This is a genomic window from Virgibacillus sp. M23 (assembly GCF_034190895.1).
Classification (GTDB): Bacteria; Bacillota; Bacilli; order Bacillales; family Amphibacillaceae; genus Virgibacillus; species Virgibacillus salarius.
The window spans coordinates 1-226 of the sequence record NZ_JAWDHA010000450.1 but is presented as its reverse complement, the minus strand read 5'-3'; the positions used below and the strand labels follow the sequence as shown (position 1 = coordinate 226).

Below are 226 nucleotides of genomic sequence, written 5' to 3'. Positions count from 1 at the left end.
AAGATGACTATAAGAAAAATGGCCAACTTAAGGCGGGTTATAATGTACAAATTGCGACCGAAGGCCAGTACACATTAGCTTATGATGTATTTCCAAATCCTACGGATACTCGCACGTTTATTCCTTTTCTCAATAATATTGAAGAAAGGTACTTCAAGTTACCCAAGTATATTGTCGCTGACGCCGGTTATGGTAGTGAACAAAATTATAGTGAGGTATTACACCG

1 protein-coding gene is annotated in these 226 nt (G+C 38.1%); it reads left to right on the top strand.

All coding sequences use genetic code 11. From position 1 onward, the window contains the following. Nucleotides 1-226: transposase (locus RVS70_RS23310; RefSeq protein WP_321135130.1), on the top strand; the 226-nt coding region annotated here is incomplete at both ends.